19 protein-coding genes are annotated in these 19,990 nt (G+C 74.4%); 12 read left to right on the top strand and 7 right to left on the bottom strand.

Annotated features, from left to right (window positions below; all coding sequences use genetic code 11):
- Window positions 1–10: 10 nt before the first annotated feature.
- Genes ABD160_RS03720 through ABD160_RS03710 form a run of 3 tightly spaced genes read left to right on the top strand, consistent with a single transcriptional unit; the run spans window position 11 to window position 1,530 of the window.
- Window positions 11–352, top strand: coding sequence for a helix-turn-helix domain-containing protein (locus ABD160_RS03720; RefSeq protein ID WP_344018379.1), 342 nt, complete (start codon window positions 11–13; stop codon window positions 350–352).
- Window positions 349–1,182 carry an ImmA/IrrE family metallo-endopeptidase gene (locus ABD160_RS03715; protein WP_344018191.1) on the top strand — a complete coding sequence of 278 codons (834 nt, stop codon included), beginning with the start codon at window positions 349–351 and terminating at the stop codon, window positions 1,180–1,182. The genes ABD160_RS03720 and ABD160_RS03715 overlap by 4 nt, the downstream gene beginning before the upstream one ends.
- A 21-nt stretch (window positions 1,183–1,203) precedes the next feature.
- Entirely contained in the window at window positions 1,204–1,530 is a 327-nt protein-coding gene (locus ABD160_RS03710) for a PIN domain-containing protein (RefSeq protein ID WP_344018190.1), read from the top strand.
- 7 nt (window positions 1,531–1,537) lie between these two features.
- On the opposite strand, the gene ABD160_RS03705 is transcribed toward ABD160_RS03710, so the two are convergent.
- Genes ABD160_RS03705 through ABD160_RS03695 form a run of 3 tightly spaced genes read right to left on the bottom strand, consistent with a single transcriptional unit; the run spans window position 1,538 to window position 4,238 of the window.
- The gene (locus tag ABD160_RS03705) at window positions 1,538–2,371 is read right to left on the bottom strand and encodes an ABC transporter permease (protein WP_344018188.1); all 834 of its coding nucleotides are present in this window, start codon (window positions 2,369–2,371) and stop codon (window positions 1,538–1,540) included.
- On the bottom strand, window positions 2,368–3,405 hold the full coding sequence (locus ABD160_RS03700; protein ID WP_344018186.1) for an aliphatic sulfonate ABC transporter substrate-binding protein: 1,038 nt from the start codon (window positions 3,403–3,405) through the stop codon (window positions 2,368–2,370). Before ABD160_RS03700 ends, ABD160_RS03705 begins: the two co-directional genes overlap by 4 nt.
- A gap of 14 nt (window positions 3,406–3,419) precedes the next feature.
- Window positions 3,420–4,238: an ABC transporter ATP-binding protein gene (locus ABD160_RS03695; protein WP_344018185.1), complete on the bottom strand. Its 819-nt coding sequence runs from the start codon at window positions 4,236–4,238 to the stop codon at window positions 3,420–3,422.
- A gap of 349 nt (window positions 4,239–4,587) precedes the next feature.
- On the opposite strand from ABD160_RS03695, the gene ABD160_RS03690 reads away from it, so the two are divergent.
- Window positions 4,588–5,058 carry a hypothetical protein gene (locus ABD160_RS03690; RefSeq protein ID WP_344018184.1) on the top strand — a complete coding sequence of 157 codons (471 nt, stop codon included), beginning with the start codon at window positions 4,588–4,590 and terminating at the stop codon, window positions 5,056–5,058.
- An 83-nt stretch (window positions 5,059–5,141) separates the two neighbouring features.
- Here ABD160_RS03690 and ABD160_RS03685 read toward each other — a convergent pair whose 3' ends face one another.
- On the bottom strand, window positions 5,142–5,630 hold the full coding sequence (locus ABD160_RS03685; protein ID WP_344018183.1) for a cupin domain-containing protein: 489 nt from the start codon (window positions 5,628–5,630) through the stop codon (window positions 5,142–5,144).
- Window positions 5,631–5,655: 25 nt separating this feature from the next.
- On the bottom strand, window positions 5,656–6,216 hold the full coding sequence (locus ABD160_RS03680; RefSeq protein WP_344018182.1) for a TetR/AcrR family transcriptional regulator: 561 nt from the start codon (window positions 6,214–6,216) through the stop codon (window positions 5,656–5,658).
- Window positions 6,217–6,556: 340 nt separating this feature from the next.
- Here ABD160_RS03680 and urtA point away from each other — a divergent pair, with 340 nt between their 5' ends.
- The 8 genes from urtA to atzF all read left to right on the top strand — a co-directional run bounded on the left by urtA (window position 6,557) and on the right by atzF (window position 17,611).
- Window positions 6,557–7,816 (top strand): urea ABC transporter substrate-binding protein, encoded by a 1,260-nt coding sequence (gene urtA / locus ABD160_RS03675; RefSeq protein WP_344018181.1) that lies wholly within the window; start codon window positions 6,557–6,559, stop codon window positions 7,814–7,816.
- Window positions 7,817–7,902: 86 nt separating this feature from the next.
- Entirely contained in the window at window positions 7,903–8,787 is an 885-nt protein-coding gene (gene urtB, locus ABD160_RS03670) for an urea ABC transporter permease subunit UrtB (RefSeq protein WP_344018179.1), read from the top strand.
- Window positions 8,784–9,890 (top strand): urea ABC transporter permease subunit UrtC, encoded by a 1,107-nt coding sequence (gene urtC / locus ABD160_RS03665; RefSeq protein WP_344018178.1) that lies wholly within the window; start codon window positions 8,784–8,786, stop codon window positions 9,888–9,890. The genes urtB and urtC overlap by 4 nt, the downstream gene beginning before the upstream one ends.
- Complete coding sequence (gene urtD, locus ABD160_RS03660; RefSeq protein WP_344018176.1) at window positions 9,887–10,666, top strand: urea ABC transporter ATP-binding protein UrtD; 780 nt, start codon at window positions 9,887–9,889, stop codon at window positions 10,664–10,666. Before urtC ends, urtD begins: the two co-directional genes overlap by 4 nt.
- Entirely contained in the window at window positions 10,663–11,367 is a 705-nt protein-coding gene (urtE, locus tag ABD160_RS03655) for an urea ABC transporter ATP-binding subunit UrtE (RefSeq protein WP_344018175.1), read from the top strand. The genes urtD and urtE overlap by 4 nt, the downstream gene beginning before the upstream one ends.
- 121 nt (window positions 11,368–11,488) lie before the next feature.
- Window positions 11,489–12,235, top strand: a complete 747-nt coding sequence (locus tag ABD160_RS03650; protein ID WP_344018174.1) for a GntR family transcriptional regulator — start codon at window positions 11,489–11,491, stop codon at window positions 12,233–12,235.
- 22 nt (window positions 12,236–12,257) lie between these two features.
- Window positions 12,258–15,875 (top strand): urea carboxylase, encoded by a 3,618-nt coding sequence (gene uca / locus ABD160_RS03645; RefSeq protein ID WP_344018173.1) that lies wholly within the window; start codon window positions 12,258–12,260, stop codon window positions 15,873–15,875.
- Entirely contained in the window at window positions 15,872–17,611 is a 1,740-nt protein-coding gene (gene atzF / locus ABD160_RS03640) for an allophanate hydrolase (RefSeq protein ID WP_344018172.1), read from the top strand. Before uca ends, atzF begins: the two co-directional genes overlap by 4 nt.
- Here atzF and ABD160_RS03635 read toward each other — a convergent pair.
- Window positions 17,584–18,585, bottom strand: a complete 1,002-nt coding sequence (locus ABD160_RS03635; RefSeq protein ID WP_344018171.1) for a DUF808 domain-containing protein — start codon at window positions 18,583–18,585, stop codon at window positions 17,584–17,586. The two genes, atzF and ABD160_RS03635, sit on opposite strands and share 28 nt — an antisense overlap.
- 124 nt (window positions 18,586–18,709) lie before the next feature.
- Window positions 18,710–19,924, bottom strand: a complete 1,215-nt coding sequence (locus ABD160_RS03630) for an MFS transporter (RefSeq protein WP_344018170.1) — start codon at window positions 19,922–19,924, stop codon at window positions 18,710–18,712.
- Window positions 19,925–19,990 lie beyond the last annotated feature (66 nt).

The raw sequence follows: 19,990 nt of genomic DNA, 5'->3' as shown, positions 1-19,990 counted from the left end.
CGGCGGCCGGCTGCGGCGTCGTCGTTGCCGCGTCGGGATCGGCGGGTACCGGGCCCGCGCCGCCGCCGGTCTGAGCCAGCGGCGCCTCGCGGCCACGGCCGGGCTCGCCCAGGCCACGCTGTCCCGGATCGTCGCGGGCAGCCGCACCCCGACCGTCCCGGAGTTGGTGGCGATCGCCGACGCGACCGGGACGACGCTGTCCGCGCTGACCGGCGAAGGGGTGGAGGCCCGGGTGCACTGTGTCGCGCGCGCGACGAACGGATCGGAGATGGCCGCGATGCGGTCGGCGCTCCTGCACTGCCTCGAGCTCGACGCCTACCTCGACGACCAGGGCATCCCGGCGCGGCCGTGACGCCCGAGTCGGAGGGCCGCGCCGCGGCGGAGGAGTTCCGGGCCGTACACCACCTCGGTGTGCAGCCGCTGGGCGATCTGGTCGCGATCATCGAGCAGGTCACCGGGATCGACGTGTCGGTGGTCGACGTCGGGCCCGACGAGCACGGGCTCACCATGCGCGATCCGGTGCGTGGCGCCGTCTTCATCGCCGTGGCCCGGACCGACCGGCCGATGCGCCGGCGCAGCACCCTCGCCCACGAGCTGGCACACGTGGTCTTCGAGGACTGGGGCGTCCCTGACGAGGAGCTGGGCACCCGCGCTCCCGCGGAGCGCAGGGCGGACGCCTTCTCCCGGCATCTGCTGGTGCCCGCCGAGGGGCTGCTCGCCCTGTTCGGCGGTCGCCGGGGGCCGGATCCGTCGCTGCTGTCCGACGTCGTCCAGCGGTACCTCGTCTCCCCGGCCGTCGCGGCCATCGCGCTCCACCAGGCCGGCCTGATCGACCTCGACACGAAGGCCGCGTGGATGACGATGACCACCCCGGTGCTGGCGGCCCGGCACGGGTGGTCCGACCAGTACCGGGCGCTCGCCGACGAATCGGACCGGCACCGTGCGCCGCAGCGTCTGCTGACCCGGGCGATCGACGGCTACCTCGCCGGTGTCGTGTCCGTCGCGGCGATCGCCCGGCTGCGGGGACTGCCCGCCGACGTCGTCGAGCAGGAACTCCGCACGGCCGGGCTCGTTCCGCAGGACCGCGGACCGGTCGGCTGGGCGCCCGCGCACAGCGTGCCGGTCGCCGGGATCGCCCCGGCGGAGCTCGACGCGGACCTCCCGGAGGGTGCACCGGGATGACACCGAACCGGCCGATCATCGATGCGGGGCCGGCGCTCGCACGCCGTCGTCGCCGCCGAACGGGGTGCCGCGGCGACCGTGGTGATCGACGACGGCGCCGGCGCCCGGATGGCCGATGCCGAGCGCAGGCGGCTGGACCGGCTCCGGGCCCAGGGCCGGCCGGTGGGGGCCTTGTTCCTGGTGAACACCGTGACGATCCTCGAACTCGCGGCAGGCGGGCCGTACCTGCGGGACCGCCACGAGATGCGGTCGGTCTACCAGCGGCTCCGGGGACTCGACGACGGCCTCGTCCCGATCGAACGGACCCCGCTGCTCGCCGAGCGGCTCTGGCGGCGGCCGCCGGGGTGAGGGCCGCTCACGTCCAGCGCCGCAGCAGCGCCCGCTCCGCCACCCCCAGCACGGCGTCGGTGAGCTTCCCGAGCAGCGCGAGCAGCACGATCGCCAGCAGCAGGATGTCGGTGCGCCCGGTGTTCTGGCTGTCGATCAGCAGGAAGCCCAGCCCGATCGACGACGCGATCAGCTCCGCCGCGACCAGGAACAGCCAGCCCTGGGCGAGGCCGAGGCGCAGCCCGGACAGCGCGGGCGGGGCGATCGCGGGCAGCTGGACCTGCAGGAACAGCCGCAGGCCCGAGCGTCCGTAGGCCCGGCCGACCTCGACCAGCCTGCTGTCGACGTGCTCCAGCGCGGCCGCGATCGTGGTGTAGACGGGGAAGAACGCGCCGATCGCGACCAGCGTGATCTTGGGTGTCTCGCCGATCCCCAGCCACAGCAGCAGCAACGGGACCCAGGCCAGCGACGGCACCGCCCGCACGGCCTGGATGGTGGGTGCCAGGAACGACCGGGCCCGCACCGAGAGCCCGACGATCCCGCCGAGCACCAGGCCGGCCCCGGCGCCCGCGGCGAACCCGAGCACCACCCGCTGCACGCTGATCGCGATGTGCTGCCACAGCTCGCCGCGCCCGGCGAGCTCGCCGAGCGCGGCGACCACGTCGAGCGGGGCGGGCAGCTGGGCCGGGGAGAACCGGCCGGACGCGGCCAGCAGGTGCCAGCCGATCACCAGCAGGACCGGCAGCACGAGTCCCGCACCGAGACCGGCCAGGAGCCGGCGGTGCCGGGTTCCGCGCACCCGCCCGGACGGCCGGGCGGCCGGTTCCGTGCGCTGCGCCCCGGGGGTCTCGGTGACGGTCACGACCCGGCCGTCCCGTCGGACCGGGTGCCGGCCGCCTCCTGCGCGAACCGCGGCTCGAACAGGGTGTCCAGGGCGGTGCGGGCGTCGTCCTCGGAGCGGACCAGGCCCTCCGAGACCAGGATCGGGACCAGCCGCTCCAGCACCTCGCGCTGGGCGTCGCCGGGCACCGGGTCGATGTCGATCTGGGTGCGCTCCAGCAGCTGCTTGCGGGCCACCTCGGGGCTGATGCTGGCGGCCTCGGCCAGGGTGGCGACGGCCTCCTCGGGGTTCTCCACGATCCACGCCCTGGCCCGCTCGTAGGCGCGGACGACGACGGCGGCGGTCTCCGGGTCGCGCTCCAGGAACGACTCGTTGGCGTTGAGCAGGCCGTAGGAGTTGAAGTCGAGGTTGCGGTAGATCAGCGTGGATCCGGCGTCCAGCTCGGACTGGGCCATGAACGGGTCGAGCCCGGCCCAGGCGTCGACGTCGCCGCGCTCCAGCGCGGTCCGGCCGTCGGAGTGCTGCAGGTTCACGATCTCGACGTCGGCGCGGTCGAGCCCGGCCCCGGCGAGCGTCTGCACCAGGAAGAAGTACGGGTCGGTGCCCTGGGTGACGGCGATCTTCGTGCCGCGCAGCCCGGCCGGGTCGGTGATCGGCGAGCCCTCCGGCACGACGATCGCGGACCACTCCGGCCTGCTGTAGACGTCGATCGACTTGATCGGCGAGCCGTTCGCCCTGGCGAGCAGCGCCGGGGTGCCGGCCGTCGAACCGATGTCGATCACGCCGGCCCGCAGGTTCTCGTTCGCCTTGTTGCTGCCCTGCGACAGCACCCACTCGACGGAGTCCTGGCCGAGCTCCTCCTCCAGCCAGCCCTGCTTCCGGATCACCAGGCTCTCCGGGTTGTAGTAGGCGTAGTCCAGGCTGACCCGGGTGCCGCCGGTTCCGCCGGTGCCGTCGGCGGCGACGGTGCCGTCGGCGTTCTCGCCGGCGGCGCAGCCGGCGAGGACGAGCAACGAGGCGACGAGCAGGACGACGGGGCGGGTGAGTCGACGCACGGGGATGCTCCGCTTCATCGGGGGGCGCGGGTGTGGTGGACGGGGACGCCGAGCCGGCCGAGCAGGTCGGCGCGCAGCGCGGTGAGGCCCGGATCGGCCCGGTCGCGGGGGCGCGGGCCGGGCGGGGTGAGCACGTGCACGATCCCGGCTCCGGAGTGGCCGTCGCCGTCGTCGTCGGGCCGGCCGAGCACGACGATCCGGTCGGCCAGCTGCAGTGCCTCGTCGACGTCGTGGGTGACCAGCAGGACGGTCGCGCCGGAGCGCTGCTGCAGGTCGTCGACGAGGTCCTGCATCCGGATCCGGGTGAGCGCGTCGAGTGCGGCGAACGGCTCGTCGAGCAGCAGCACGCCCGGCGCGCGGACGAGTGCGCGGGCGAGCGCGGTGCGCTGCGCCATGCCGCCGGAGACGGCGCGCGGCCGGTAGCGGGCGAACTCGGCGAGCCCGACGGCGTCCAGCGCCCGTTCGACGGCGGCGTCCCGGTCGGCCCGCGACGTCCCGTCCGGCACGCCGAAGGCGACGTTGTCGGCGAGGCTGCGCCATGGCAGCAGCCGCGGCTCCTGGAACACCACGGCCGCCCGGCGTTCGACGCCGTCTACCTCGTCGCCGTCGACCAGCACGGCGCCGCCGGTGGGCCGGTCCAGCCCGGACACCAGGCGCAGCAGCGTCGACTTGCCGCAACCGGACGCGCCCAGCAGGGCGACCACCTCACCGGCGGCGACGTCGAGATCGACGTGTTCGAGCACGACCCGGCGGTCGGCGCCGGTACCGAAGGTCCGGTCGACCGCGCGGAGCTGCACGGACGCAGGGGGTGCCCAGGATGTGGCGGTCTGCACGGGGTCCTCTTCCGAGGTGTGACGGGACGACGGCCGGCGCGGGGCCGGGTCGGTCGTGGAGGGGTGGCAGGTGGGGCGTCAGGACCGACAGGTCGCGCTCGCCACGTACCCGAGATCGAGCCAGGCACGGCCGACCAACAGGTCACCGGCTCCCGATCCGAGGTGCAGCACGCAGGCATCGTACGGACGGGTGAGCCGATCGCGTAGCGGAAAGTGAGCTTCGTCCGGATGCCGGGCGATCGGTCCTCCGCGCCACCGCGAGCGGGCTAAGGTGTCCAGCTTCTTGTGATGCGGGCCGTGACCGGGAGGCGGAACGGTCCACCCCCGGTGGGGTGGAGGATGTCGCTCCATGACGGTCGTCGGCGTCACCGGGCACAGCAACCTCACCCCCGACGCGCTGGACCCGGTCCGGCGCGCACTGCGCGACCACCTCCGTCCACTGCGGACCGGACTGGTCGGCGTCAGCTGCCTCGCCCGCGGCGCCGACCAGGTCTTCGCCGACGTGGTCCTGGAGTTCGGCGGCGCGCTCGAGGTGGTGCTGCCGGCCGCCGACTACCTGGCGCGGATCCCGGACCCGGTCGACCGGGAACGCTGCGACGCCTACCTGGCGAGCGCACGGTCGGTGCTGACGACCGGTCGTCCGACCTCCGGCGCGGCCGCCTACCTGGCGGGCAGCCTGCTCGTGTTGGACCGGTGCGAGGAGCTGGTCGCGGTCTGGGACGGGCGGCCGTCGGGTGGGACCGCCGAGGCCGTCGGGCGGGCCCGCGAGCTCGGGATGCCGACGACGGTGCTGTGGCCGGCCGGCGCCCGGCGCGGCTGAGGGGAGCGGCGCGGCGCCCGGCGGTGCGGTCCGTCCCGCGGCGCCGCCGGGAGCACGGTCAGCGGCGCTGTGCCGGCAGCCGGTCAGCGGCGCGGCGCCGGGAGCGCGGCGAGCAGCCGCCACAGTGGACGCTGCAGCGCCTCCGGCACCCCGTGCAGCACGAAGCTCAGGTCGTGCTCGACGTTGATCCGGGCCAGCCGGCGCAGCGGCGGCAGCCGGCCCGCGTCGGCGAGGGCCCGGAACTGCTGCTCCAGCGGACCGGCCGGGGTCTCCACGGTGCGGATCCGGACCGGTCCGGAGGTCGGGTTCGCGAACGCGTGCACCACGCCGGGTGGCACGGTCACCGACTCGCCGGGGCCGATGACGCGGCTGTCCCGGCCGATCCGGACCCGCAGCTCGCCGTCGACCACGGTGAACGTCTCGGTCTCGAACCGGTGCCGGTGTGCGGGCGGGCCGGCCAGCCCGGGCGGGAGGACGGCCTCGACCTCGAAGGCGGCGCCGCCGGTGCCCGATCCGGTGCGCAGGAAGGTCAGCGTCTCGCCGGTCGGCATGGTCAGGCGGTCGAGGCTCATCGCGTCGGCTCCGGGGTGGGAGGGGTCAGGGTGGCAGCGCCAGCGCGGTGAGGTCGGCCATCGCCGCGTCCGCCTCGGTGAACTCGCCGGTGACCAGTGCGTCGTGCAGCAGGCCGCGGGCGGCACCGATCACGAGCCGGGCCCGGGTGCGGGCCGCCGCCGGTGCCAGGCCGCCCCGTTCGAGCAGCGCGCCGAGCGGCGCGATCCAGGGTGCGACGAGGGTCTCCCGCAGCCGGGCGGCGTGCGCCCGGCCCTGCATGGCCTGCGCGGACAGCTCGAAGAACAGCGGGCCGTAGCGCCGGGCCCCGGCCGAGACGGTCACCCAGAACCGGTCGACGACCTCCCGCGGGCCGGCCGCCGGATCGGCGGTGAGCGCGGCCAGGGCCGCCTGCTGGCCCGCCTCCACGGCCGCGACGACCTCGGTGAGCAGCCCCTCCCGGGAGCCGAAGTGGTAGATCAGCATCCGGTGGCTGGTGCCGGTCGCGGTGGCGAGCGCGCGCAGGCTGCGGTCCGCGATCCCCTGCCCGGCGAGCTGCTCGACGACCGTCTGCAGCAGCCGGTCCCTGGCCGGTCCGGCACCTGTCACGTACCGGATGGTACGTCTCGCTCGACCGGGCTCCCATGGCGTCCTCCGCGGGGCGTACCGATTGGTACAGACTGTGTACCAGATGGTACGTGCGGCGGCCAGGGAGTGCCCGTGTCACCCGATCGTGTTTCGGGCGGATGACGCCGGAGCGGGTGTCGCGGGGGTCTCCGGAAACGGCCCGGCAACGGCGATCGTGCTGTCGCCGCAATACGGCGTTCCTACGGTACTCACCGCCGGATCCACGGATGTATCCAGCAGTTCAGGCCGGGTACCGGGCAACGGGACCCGGCCCGGCCGAGCCCCGGGGACGTCCTCCGGTGCGCTTCACGGAGGCGTTGTGATGAGAAGTGCGAAGCGGCTGCGCCGCGCCCTGGCGGGGGTCGCCCTGCTGTCGATGGGGTTGGGGATCGCCGCCTGCGGTGCCCGGGTCGACGACGAGGCGGACGCCGGTGCCGCCGCGGCGTCCTGCGTCGACACCAGCGGGGACAGCGTCAAGATCGGCTTCCTGAACTCGCGCTCGGGCACGATGGCGATCAGCGAGAACACCGTCTACAACAGCCTCGCGATGGCCGCCGAGGAGATCAACGAGGCCGGCGGCGTGCTGGGCAAGCAGCTCGAGGTCGTCGCCGAGGACGGCGCCTCCGAGCCCACGATCTTCGCCGAGAAGGCCGAGAAGCTGATCCGGGCCGACTGCGTCGCCGCCGTGTTCGGCGGCTGGACCTCGTCCTCCCGCAAGGCGATGCTGCCGGTCTTCGAGTCGAACGACGCGCTGCTGTTCTACCCGGTGCAGTACGAGGGCCTGGAGTCCTCGGAGAACATCTTCTACTCGGGCGCGACCACCAACCAGCAGATCGTCCCGGCCCTGGACTACCTCAAGGAGCAGGGCGCGACCAGCCTGTTCCTGGTCGGCAGCGACTACGTCTTCCCGCAGACCGCCAACAAGATCATCAAGGCGTACGCCGAGGCGAACGGCATCGAGATCCTGGGCGAGGAGTACGCCCCGCTCGGGCACACCGACTTCTCCACGATCGTCTCCAAGGTCCGCGACGCGGGCGCCGACGCGGTGTTCAACACCCTCAACGGCGACTCCAACGTGGCGTTCTTCAAGGAGTACAAGAGCCTCGGCCTGACCCCGGACACGATGCCGGTGCTGAGCGTGTCGATCGCCGAGGAGGAGGTCGGCGGCATCGGCGTCGACAACATCGTCGGCCAGCCGGTGGCCTGGAACTACTACCAGACCATCGACAGCCCGGAGAACGCCGAGTTCGTCGCCGCCTTCAAGGCGCGCTACGGCGACGACAAGGTCACCTCCGACCCGATGGAGGCCGCCTACACCTCGCTGTACCTCTGGAAGGCGATGGTCGAGAAGGCCGACTCGTTCGCCGTGCCGGACGTGCAGGCGGCCGCCGACGGCGTCACCTTCGACGCCCCCGAGGGCACCGTCACCGTCAACGGCGACAACCACCACATCGCCAAGACCGCGCTGATCGGCAAGATCGGGCCGGACGGCCTGATCTACACCGAGTGGTCCTCCGGTGAGCCGATCGAGCCGGACCCGTACCTGGAGTCCTACCCCTGGGCGAGCGGGCTCGCCGGCTGATCCGCACCGCCCGACCATCCCGGGCGGGTGGCCCGGCGCGCCGCGACGGCGCGCCGGGCCATCGCCGCCGGTCCTCCGGAGGACGCATGGAAACCCTCGTCACGCAGGTCTTCAACGGCCTGTCCGTCGGCTCGATCCTGCTGCTCGCGGCACTGGGTCTGGCCCTGACGTTCGGTCAGATGGGCGTCATCAACATGGCGCACGGTGAGTTCATCATGGCCGGCGCCTACACCGCGTTCGTCGTCCAGCAGGCGCTCGGCGCGGCCGGGCTCTCGCTGCTGGCGTCGCTGCCGCTGGCGTTCGTCATCGGCGGCCTGCTCGGCGTGGTGCTGGAGCTGACCCTGCTGCGCCGCATGTACCACCGGCCGCTGGACACCCTGCTGGTGACCTGGGGCGTGGCGCTGGTCCTGCAGCAGCTCGCCCGGGACATCTTCGGCACCGCCGGGGTGGACGTCGCGGCGCCCGCCTGGCTGGCCGGGCCGGTGCAGATCCTCGGCTTCTCCTTCCCGCGGTCCCGGCTGTTCATCCTGGTGCTCGCGGTCCTGTCGGTCACCGCGGTGGTGCTGCTGCTGCGCTACACCTCGCTCGGCCGCCGGATCCGGGCGACCGTGCAGAACCGGCAGCTCGCCGAGTCCTCCGGCATCTCCACCCGCCGCACCGACATGCTGACCTTCTTCATCGGCTCCGGCCTGGCCGGGGTCGCCGGCGTCGCGCTCACCCTGATGGGGTCGATCTCGCCGAACCTGGGCAGCAGCTACATCGTCGACGCCTTCCTGGTCGTCATCGTCGGCGGGCTCGGCCAGCTCAAGGGCGCCATCATCGCCGCCTTCTCGCTCGGCGTCGCCCAGTCCTGGATCGAGTACACGACCTCGGCGTCGATCGCGAAGGTGCTGGTGCTCGCGCTCGTCGTCGCCTTCCTGCAGTTCCGCCCACAGGGGATCTTCGCGCTGCGGACGAGGAGTCTGGTGTGACCACACTGCTGCGGAGCCGCTACGCGGTCGGGCTCGGGTTCCTGGCCGCCGCGGTCGTCCTGTTCGCCGTCGCCCCGCTGGTGCTGTCCGACTTCCGGCTGAACCTGCTCGGCAAGTACCTCTGCTACGCCATGGTCGCCGTCGGCATCGGCCTGGCCTGGGGCCGCGGCGGCATGCTCACCCTGGGCCAGGGGGTGTTCTTCGGCATCGGCGCCTACCTGATGGCGATGCACCTCAAGCTCGCCGACGCCGGGCCCGGCGAGGCCCCCGACTTCATGACGCTGATCTCCTCGAACGGCGTCCCGTGGTGGTGGGAGCCGTTCCGCTCCGGCGCCGTCACCGTCGTCGCGATCCTGGTGCTGCCCGCGCTGCTGGCGACCGTGCTCGGCCTGGCGACGTTCCGGCGCCGGGTGCGCGGCGCCTACTTCGCGATCCTGTCCCAGGCGCTGGCCGCCGCGTTCGCGATCCTGCTCGTCGGCAACCCGGCCACCACCGGCGGCTCGACCGGGCTGAACAACTTCCGCGGCTTCTTCGGGTTCTCGCTGCGGGACCCGGCGAACCGGCTGATGCTCTACTTCATCGCGGCCGGCGTGCTGCTCACGATGCTGCTGGTCGCCCGCCAGCTGATGGTCAGCCGGTACGGCGAGCTGCTGGTCGCCTGCCGCGACTCCGAGGAGCGGGTCCGCTTCCTCGGCTACGACCCGGCGACGGTGAAGACCGTCGCGTTCGCCGTCGCCGCCCTGATGGCCGGCATCGGCGGGGCGCTGTTCGTCCCGATCGTCGGGATCATCTCGCCGAACGACGTCGGCGTCGTCCCGTCGATCGGGCTGCTCATCGGCGTCGCGATCGGCGGCCGCACCACCCTCGCCGGGCCCGCGCTCGGCGCGATCGCGGTGGCCTGGGCGGCGTCGTCGCTGTCCGAGCAGTTCCCGTCCGGCTGGACCTACGTCCAGGGCCTGATGTTCATGCTCGTCGTCGCGTTCCTGCCGGGCGGCATCGCCTCGCTGGTGACGCTGCGCCGGCGCCGCCGCGCCGGACCGCCCGCGGACGACGGACCGGCGGACCGATCCGTACCCGAACCGGCCGGAGGGGCCCAGCGATGACCGACGACCTCGAACTGACCGACCTCACCGTGACCTTCGACGGCTTCGTCGCGGTCGACCACGTCGACCTCACCGTCGGGGCGGGCGACCTGCGGTTCCTGATCGGGCCGAACGGCGCCGGCAAGACCACCCTGATCGACGCCGTCTCCGGCCTGGTGCCCGCCACCGGCACCGCCCGGTTCGCCGGGGCCGACCTGCTCGGGCGCAAGGTGCACGCGGTCGCCCGGCTCGGGATCGGCCGCACCTTCCAGACGGCGACCGTGTTCGAGCAGCTCACCGTGCTGCAGAACCTGGACATCGCGGCCGGCGCCGGCCGCTCCCCGTGGACGCTGCTGCGCCGCAGGCGCAGCACCCCGGCGGTGGTGACCGAGGCGCTGGAGACGGTCGGGCTGACCGCGCTGGCCGACGCCCCCGCGGGGACCCTGGCGCACGGCCAGAAACAGTGGCTGGAGATCGGGATGCTGCTCGTGCAGGACGCCCGGCTGCTGATGCTCGACGAACCGGTCGCCGGGATGAGCGCGGAGGAGAAGGACGAGACCGGCCGGCTGCTGCAGCGGATCAGCGGCGACCACACGGTCGTCGTCGTCGAGCACGACATGGACTTCATGCGGTCCTTCGCCCGGTCGGTGACCGTGCTGCACGCCGGCCGGGTGCTCTCCGAGGGCACGGTCGCGCAGGTGCAGGCCGACCCGAAGGTGCAGGAGGTCTACCTCGGGCCCGGGCACCACACCGCCGAGGAGGCCGCGATCGTGCTCGGTGCGGAGGTGGCCGGATGAGTGGGCCGATGCTGCTCGTCGACGGCGTCGACGTCGCCTACGGCCGGACGACGGTCGTGCACGGCGTGACCGTCGAGGTGCCCGCCGACGGCGTCACCTCGGTGCTCGGGCACAACGGCGCCGGCAAGACCACCCTGCTGCGCGCGGCCGCCGGGCTGCTGCCGGCCTCGGCCGGCCGGGTGCTGCTCGACGGCGAGGACGTCACCGCGCTCCCGCCGAACCGGCGGGTGGCCCGCGGGCTCGCCTACGTGCCGCAGGGCCAGCAGTCGTTCGGGCAGCTGACCACCTGGGAGAACCTGCAGGTCGTCGCGGACGGCCGGCGCCGCGGCCGGGCGCTGATCGACGAGTCGCTGGACCTGTTCCCGGCGCTGCGCGAGCTGCTCGGCCGGGCCGCGGGCCTGCTGTCCGGCGGGCAGCGCCAGCAGCTCGCCATCGCCCGCGCGCTGATCACCGAGCCGCGGCTGCTGATCCTGGACGAGCCCACCGAGGGCATCCAGCCCTCGGTGGTCACCGAGATCGAACGCACCATCGTCGATCTCACCCGGCGCGGCGGGCTGTCGGTGCTGCTGGTCGAACAGCACGTCGGCTTCGCGCTGGACGTCGCGGGCGGCTACTACGTGCTGGCCTCGGGCCGGGTGCGGGCGTCCGGCGCGGGCGGCGGCGCAGCGGCCGTCGACGTGCGGTCGGCGATGGCGATCTGACGGTGGAGGGCTGCGGGGCGGGGACCAGCAGGCCGGGAACCGGCAGGCCGGGAACCGGCAGGCCGGGAACCGGCAGGCCGGAAACCAGCACCGTGGCGGCCCGACCCGGAACCATGGACCCGTGGACGAGCAGAGCACGGTCATGTCGTCGGCCGCGGTGATCCCGGGCGGGGAGCAGCCGCCGCCGTTGCGCGAGCAGGTCTACGTCGCCATCCGCGACGCCGTCCTGAACGGCGATTTCCCGGCCGGCGAGCGGCTCACCGAGCCTAAGCTGGCGAAGCGGTACGGGATGTCCCGGACCCCGGTCCGGGACGCGGTGACCCGGCTGCTCGCCGACGGCCTGCTGAACCGGGAGGAGTACGGCTACTCGGTGGTCGTGCCCAGCGTGTCCCGGGTCCGCGATCTCTACGAGGTGCGGATCGCGGTCGAGCTGCGCGGCATCGCCCGGTGCATCGAGAACCCGGGCGTCCGGCACGACACCGGGGCGCTGGAGACCGAGCTGGCGTACTGGCACGACCTGCGGGCCGCCCCGCCCCAGCCGGCACCGGAGTTCGTGCTCGCCGACGAGCGGTACCACGCCGCGCTGCTGTCGGCGTCCGGCAACGCCGAGCTGGTCGCCGTGCTGACCGACGTGAACAGCCGGATCCGCCGGGTCCGGATGTACGACTTCATCATCCCCGGCCGCATCGAGACCTCCATCGACGAGCACATCGAGATCGTCGAGCGGGTGCTGGACGGCAGGCTGGAGACCGCGCACCGGCTGCTGCACGAGCACATCGGCGCCTCGCTGGAGATCGTCGTCGAGCGGGCCACCCGGGCGCTGGTCGCGATGAACGCCCGGGAGTCGGGCCTGCCGCCACGGCCCTGACCCGATCCTGACCTGGAGTCCCGTGTTCGACACCCTGCTGGTCGCCAACCGCGGCGAGATCGCCCGCCGGATCATCCGCTCCGCCCGCGCGCTCGGCCTGCGCACGGTCGCCGTGTACTCCGACGCCGACTCCGACGCGCTGCACGTGCTGGAGGCCGATCACGCGGTGCGGCTCGGCCCGGCGCCGCCCGCGGAGTCCTACCTGCGGGCCGACGCCGTGCTCGGCGCGGCCACCGCCACCGGCGCCGGCGCCGTGCATCCCGGGTACGGGTTCCTCGCCGAGAACGCCGGGTTCGCCGAGTCCTGCGAGCGGGCCGGGCTGCGGTTCGTCGGCCCCACCCCCGGGCAGCTGCGGGCCTTCGGCGACAAGCACGCGGCCCGCACCGCGGCCCGCGCCGCCGGGGTGCCGGTGCAGCCCGGGTCCGGGCTGCTCGGCTCCCCGGACGAGGCGGTCGCGGCGGCCGCCGGGATCGGGTACCCGGTGGTGCTGAAAGCGGTCGGCGGCGGCGGCGGGATCGGCATGCGGGTCTGCCACCGGCCGGACGAGGTGCCCGCCGCGTTCGCCTCGGTGACCCGCACCGCGGCCGCCCAGTTCGGCTCGTCCGGGGTGTTCTGCGAGCGCTACGTGACCCGGGCCCGGCACGTCGAGGTCCAGCTGTTCGGCGACGGCGCGGGCCGGGTGGTCAGCCTGGGCACCCGGGACTGCACGCTGCAGCGGCGGCACCAGAAGGTGGTCGAGGAGGCACCGGCGCCCGATCTGCCGCCCGCGGTGGCCGCGACGGTCACCGCGACGGCCAGGGCGCTGGCCCGGTCGGTCGCCTACCGTTCGGCCGGGACCGTCGAGTTCGTCTACGACGCCGACCGGTGCACCGCCTCGTTCCTGGAGGTGAACACCCGGCTCCAGGTGGAGCACCCGGTCACCGAGCTGGTCACCGGGATCGACCTGGTCGGCTGGATGCTGCGGCTGGCCCGCGGCGAGCACGACCTGCTCGACGGCGTCCCGGACACCGGGCCGCCGGTGACCGGGGTGGCGGTGGAGGCGCGGATCTGCGCGGAGGACCCGGCGCGGGACCACCGGCCGTCGTCCGGGCTGCTCACCCGGGTCGCGTTCGGGCCGGGCGTGCGGGTGGACGGCTGGGTGGAGACCGGCACCGTGGTCGGCCACCACTACGACCCGATGCTGGCCAAGGTCGTCGCGCACCGGCCGACCCGGGCGGCCGCGCTCGACGCGCTCGGCGCCGCCCTGGACGCGACCGCGATCGACGGCGTGTGCACCAACCTCGACCAGCTGCGGGCCGCCGTGCGGGAACCGGTGGTGCGCCGGGCCCGGCACACCACCGCGACGCTGGCCGCCGGTCCCGGCGGATCGGCCGCCCGGATCGACGTGCTCCGCGGCGGCACCATGACCACCGTGCAGGACCTGCCCGGCCGCACCGGGCTGTGGGAGGTCGGGATCCCGCCGTCCGGGCCGATGGACGACCTCTCGTTCCGGCTGGCCAACCGGTGCCTCGGCAATCCCGACGGCACGCCGGCGCTGGAGGCGACGCTGACCGGGCCGGCGCTGCGGTTCACCCGGCCCGGCCGGGTGTGCGTCACCGGCGCCGGCGCCCCGGTCACCGTCGACGGCGATCCGGTCCCGATGTGGACCGGGGTGGACGTGCCCGCCGGGGGCCTGCTCGACGTCGGCGCCCCGACCGGCGCCGGCCTGCGCACCTACGTCGCGCTCGCCGGCGGGCTGGACGTGCCGTCGTTCCAGGGCAGCGCGTCCACCTTCACCCTCGGCGGGTTCGGCGGGTACACCGGCCGCGCGCTCGCCACCGGCGACGTGCTGGCACCCGGCAGCTGCCCGGCGGGCGAGCCCGCTCCGGCCGGGACCCGGCCGGAGATCGGCCACGAGTGGGAGCTCGCGGTCACCGAGGGCCCGCAGCCGGCGCCGGACTACTTCACCCCGGACGACATGCGGCAGTTCTACGGCACCGCGTGGACCGTGCAGAGCCACGCCAACCGGACCGGCATCCGGCTGTCCGGGCCGCGCCCGCGCTGGGCCCGGCCCGACGGCGGCGACGCCGGGCTGCACCCGTCGAACCTGCACGACAACGCCTACAGCGTCGGCGCGCTCAACGTCTCCGGGGACACCCCGATCCTGCTCGGCCCGGACGGACCCAGCCTGGGCGGGTTCGCCTGCCCGCTCACCGTGGTCAGCGGGCACCGCTGGAAGCTCGGCCAGATCCGGCCCGGCGACACCGTCCGGTTCGTGCCGGTCGGCACGGCCGCGGCCGGCCGGATCCGCGCCGAGGACGGCGTCCGGTCCCGCGCCCGGCTGCCGGCCGGGCTGCGCACCGGCCCGGACGGCGACGACGGCGTGCTCGCCCGCCGGCCGGCCGGTCCGGACGCCCCGGCGGTGGCCTACCGGCGCGGCGGCGACGACAACCTGCTCGTCGAGTACGGCGAGCAGGTGCTCGATCTCGGGCTGCGGCTGCGGGTGCACGCGCTGGCCGCCGCGCTGCGCGAGCACGCCCCGGCCGGGCTGGTCGATCTCACCCCCGGCGTCCGGTCGCTGCACGTGCACGTCGATCCGGACGTGCTGCCGGTGCGCCGGCTCGCCGGGCTGCTCGCCGCGATCGAGGACGGGCTGCCCGCCACCGACGAGCTCGCCGTGCCGAGCCGCACCATCCGGCTGCCGCTGTCGTTCGACGACCCGGTCGTGCGGACCGCGATCGAGCGGTACTCGGCCGGCGTCCGGCCGGACGCGCCGTGGCTGCCGTCGAACATCGAGTTCGTCCGCCGGATCAACGGCCTGGACCGGCCGGACGACGTCGAGCGGATCATGTTCGACGCCGAGTACCTGGTGCTCGGCCTGGGCGACGTCTACCTCGGCGCGCCGCTGGCCGTCCCGGTCGACCCGCGGCACCGGCTGGTCACCACCAAGTACAACCCGGCCCGGACCTGGACCGCCGCCGACACCGTCGGGCTCGGCGGCTCCTACCTGTGCGTCTACGGCATGGAGTCGCCGGGCGGCTACCAGCTCGTCGGCCGGACCGTGCCGATCTGGTCCGGCTACCGGCAGCGGCCGCCGTTCGAGTACGGCGTGCCGTGGCTGCTCCGGTTCTTCGACCGGATCCGCTGGTACCCGGTCACCCCGGACGAGCTCGCCGAGCAGCGGACCGCGTTCGCGGCCGGCCGGTTCCAGCCGGAGATCGGGCACGGCGAGTTCACCCTCGCCGCGCACCGCGCGTTCCTGGCCCGCAACGCCGGCTCCATCGCGGCGTTCGAGCGGCGCCGGGCCGCGGCCTTCGCCGCCGAGCGGGACGCCTGGCGGGCCTCCGGCGAGCTCGGCCGGGTCGCCACCGGAACCCCCGCAGCCGCACCGCCTGCCGCGCCGCGGGCCACCGCCGGGATCGACGTCCCGCCCGGCGCGCGGGTGGTCGAGGCGCCGATGGCGGCCGGGGTGTGGCGGATGCACGTGACCGCGGGCGACCGGGTCACCGAGGGCGAGCCGCTGCTCACCCTGGAGGCGATGAAGCTGGAGATGGACGTCCCGGCCCCGGTCAGCGGCACCGTCCTGTCGGTGCACGTCGCGCCGGGCGACCAGGTGGGCAGCGGCCATTCGCTGGCCGTGATCGGGGAAAGGGCAGCATGACCGACAGCCACGTCGCCGCCGGGATCGAGCGGGGGCTCCCGCCGGTCGAGCGGGTCCGCGAGGCCTACCGGCGGATCGCCGCGGCGGACCGGCCGGAGGTGTGGATCACGCTGCGGCCGGAGCGCGACGTGCTCGCCGACGCCGCGGCCGTGCAGCGCAGGCTGGCCGCCGGCGAGCAGCTGCCGCTGGCCGGGCTGCTGACCGCGGTGAAGGACAACATCGACGTCGCCGGGGTGCGCACCACGGCGGCCTGCCCGGAGTACGCCTACCTCCCGCACACCGACGCGACGGCGGTCGCCCGGCTGCGCGCGGCCGGTGCGGTGATCGTCGGCAAGACCAACCTGGACCAGTTCGCGACCGGCCTGGTCGGCACCCGCAGCCCGTACGGCGCGGTCCGCTGCTCCTGGGACCCGGACCGGATCTCCGGCGGCTCGTCGTCCGGGTCGGCGGTCGCGGTCGGGCTCGGGTTGGCCGATCTGGCGCTCGGCACCGACACCGCCGGGTCCGGCCGGGTCCCGGCCGCCTTCCAGGGCATCGTCGGGGTGAAGGCGACACCCGGCGTGGTGCCCTCCACCGGGGTGGTGCCCGCCTGCGCCGACTACGACTGCGTCTCCGTGCTCGCCGCCGACCTGCGCACCGCCCGGCGGGCGATGGCCGTGCTCAGCGGGTTCGACCCGGCGGACCCGCGCAGCCGGGTCTGGCCCGCCGACCTGCCGCTCGCCGCGCCGGACCGGCCCCGCGTCGTCGTCCCGCGGGCGGCCGACCTGGCCGCGCTCACCGCCGGCTACCGGCGGGCGTTCGCCAGGGCCGTCGCCGGGCTGCGCGCCCGCGGCGCGGACACCGTCGAGGCCGACGTGTCGGTGCTGCTCGACGCCGCGACCCTGCTCTACGACGGCGCGCTGGTCGCCGAGCGGTACACCGCGGTCGGCGGCTTCCTCGACGGCCGCCCGGCCGGGGCCGATCCGGTGGTCGCCGGGATCGTGCGGGCCGCCGCCGAGCCGCGGGCGCACGACTTCGCGGCCGACCTGGACCGGGTCGCCCGCGCCCGCAGGTACGCCCGTCACCTGCTCGACGGCAGCGCGGCGCTGCTGCTGCCCACCACCACCGAGCACCCCACCCTGGCCGAGGTCGGCGCCGACCCGGTCGGGGTCAACCGGCGGCTCGGGACCTACACCAACTTCGCCAACCTGCTCGACATGCCGGCGGTCGCGGTGCCCGCCGGCTGCGCCGACGGCGGGCCGTTCGGGGTGACGGTGCTGTCCCCGAGCATGCACGACCACGTCGCGCTGGACGTCGCGGCGCTGATCACCGGCGGCGCGCCGGGGCCGCTGCTGACCGCGGACGTCTGCACCGTGCTGGTGGTCGGCGCGCACCTGCGCGGCGAGCCGCTCAATCCGCAGCTGCGGGTGCTCGGCGCCCGGTTCCGCGGCGAGGTCACCACCTCCGACGCCTACCGGCTGGTCGCGCTCGCCTCGGTGCCCGCGAAACCCGGCCTGGTCCGCTGCGGGCCGGGCCGGGGCGCGCCGATCGCGGGCGAGCTGTGGGACCTCCCGGCCGCCGGGCTCGGCCGGTTCCTGGCCGGGCTGCCGTCACCGATGTCGCTGGGGAAGGTCGAGCTGTCCGACGGCCGCTGGGTGGTCGGGTTCGGCTGCGCCGCCGACGCGGGGGCGGACGGCGCCGACATCACCGAGCACGGCGGCTGGCGGCGCTACCTGCTGGCGTCCGCCGGGTCCTGACCGTCCTGGCTGTCGTGGCCGTGGTCGCCGGTGCCGGTCGCCCTCCGCCGCGGCACCAGGTGCGCCACGGCCACCACGAGCGCGCCCACCACGGCACCGACGATCGCCGAGCCGACCGTGTTGGTGAGCCAGCCGAGGAACCCGCCGAGCGCCCCGGTCGCGTCGTGCACCAGCAGCTCGACGTGGTGCACCAGCGCGTAGGGCGCGTGCAGGCCCAGCTCGTCCGCGCCGACCAGCAGGATGTGCCCGCCGACCCACAGCATCGCCGCGATGCCGACCACCGACAGCACCGACAGCACGATCGGCATCGCCCGGACCAGTCCGCGGCCCAGCGCGCTGACCGCTCCGGCGTCCCGCGCGGCCAGCGCGAGGCCGGCGTCGTCCATCTTCACGATCAGCGCGACGACGCCGTAGACCAGCACGGTGATCGCGACCGCGACCACCGCGAGGATCACGGCGCGGGACACGAACCCCTCGGCGGCGACCTCGTTCAGCGCGATCACCATGATCTCGGCGGAGAGGATGAAGTCGGTGCGCACCGCGCCGGAGACGACGCTCCGCTCGTGGCCCTCCGGATCGGCCGCGGCGGCCTCGTCCTTGGCCTCCGGATCGGGTTCGTGGCCGGACAGCTTCTCCCAGATCTTCTCCGCGCCCTCGTAGCAGAGGTAGAGCCCGCCGAGCATCAGGATCGGGGTGAGCAGCCACGGCGCGAACTGGCTCAGCAGCAGCGCCACCGGCAGGATGATCAGGAGCTTGTTCCGCAGCGATCCCTTGGCGATCCGCCAGATGATCGACAGCTCCCGCTCCGGGCGCAGGCCCTGCACGTAGCGGGGCGTCACGGCGGCGTCGTCGACGACCACCCCGGCGGCCTTCGCACCGGCCCGCCCGGCGGCGCCCGCGACGTCGTCCAGCGACGACGCGGTCAGCCGGACGAGGGCGGCCACGTCGTCCAGCAGTGCGAAGAGCCCGCTCACCGGGCGTCCGAGGTCGGCACCCGGCCGAGCCTACGGCTCCGGTGTCGCGGCGCAACGGCCACCGGCCGGTGCGGCACGAGATCCCGGCCGCGAGACCGTGTCCCCGCTCCGGGGCGTCAGCGGGTCAGCGGCCCGGACGCTCGGGTTCGGTCCCGCTGTCGTCAGCGGGGAACGCCGGACCGTCCGACGGTGCGCGGGGACGCACCGGCCGAGTACGCGCTCCGAAGGTCCGCAGCACCACGCCGAGAGCCACCACGATGACCACCGCCAGCAGCGCGGACACGAGGAGCGTGCTCGTGACCGTACTCGTGACCTCGGAGCCGACGCCGATGACAACGACCGGGACCGACATGCCCAGGTAGCCGGCGAGGAAGAAGGCGGAGACCACGGCTGCGCGGCGGTCGGCGGAAACGAGGCGATTGAGCTCGGCCAGGCCGCCGCGGAAGATGAAGCCGATCGCGACACCGCTGGCGACGGTGGCCAGCAGGAACAGCCAGAGCGCCGTGATGACGAGCGCGGAGTCCAGTGCGGCCAGGCCGAGTAGCAGCAGCACGAGTCCCGTCGCCGCCGAACGCCTGCTGGGCAGCCGAGCAGAGACCGCCTGGCCGATCGCACCTGCAGCGAAGATCAGGAACGACACCGCACCGACGACGGCCAGATTCCGGACCCCGAATCCCTCTGTCAGGAATGTCGGTGTCAAGCTGCTGAAGAGACCGAGGAGCGTGAACGCGGCGAAGATCCCGAGGGCGGCTCCGGCCATCACCGACCGCAGGTCGGCGGGAACCTCGACGTCCGGTGTGAGCACGACGACCCCGTCCCGCCCGACGGCCGTCTCCGGTACCACCACGAGCGCACAGGCGGCCAGGAGCAGCAGGCCGAGATAGACCCAGAACACGGTCGTCGTGGGCCCCGGGACGTACTGGGCGAGCGCACCCGCCAGCAGCGGCCCCAGGCCCAGACCGGTCAGATTGGCGCCCGACGCGACGACGGCGGCAGCATTCTGATCCCCGCGCGGATGGAGCTCGGCGATGGCGGCGGTGGCGGTTCCGGTGGCGAGGCCGACCGCGATACCGCTCAGCACCCGGGCCACGATCAGGAGCGGCACCGCGGATGCCACGAGGAACACCACCGTACTGGCAGCGGCCACGACGACCGTGCCGGCCAGGACCTTCTTCCGTCCGATGTGGTCACTGATGCCGCCGAGGAACAACAGGGCGAGGAGCGTTCCCCCGGCGTAGGCGGCGAACACGATGGTGATCGTCAACTCGCCGAAACCGATCTGTTGCCGGTACAGCCCGTACAGCGGAGCCGGGATGGTCCCTCCCAGCATCATCAGCAACAAGACACCTGCCATGAGGGAGTACGCAGCCCTCGATCTTCCGGAGTGCGTGCTCGACCTCGTCGC

The sequence above is a fragment of the Pseudonocardia kongjuensis genome (assembly GCF_039526905.1).
GTDB lineage: Bacteria > Actinomycetota > Actinomycetes > Mycobacteriales > Pseudonocardiaceae > Pseudonocardia > Pseudonocardia kongjuensis.
This window is presented reverse-complemented; position numbering and strand designations above follow the sequence as displayed.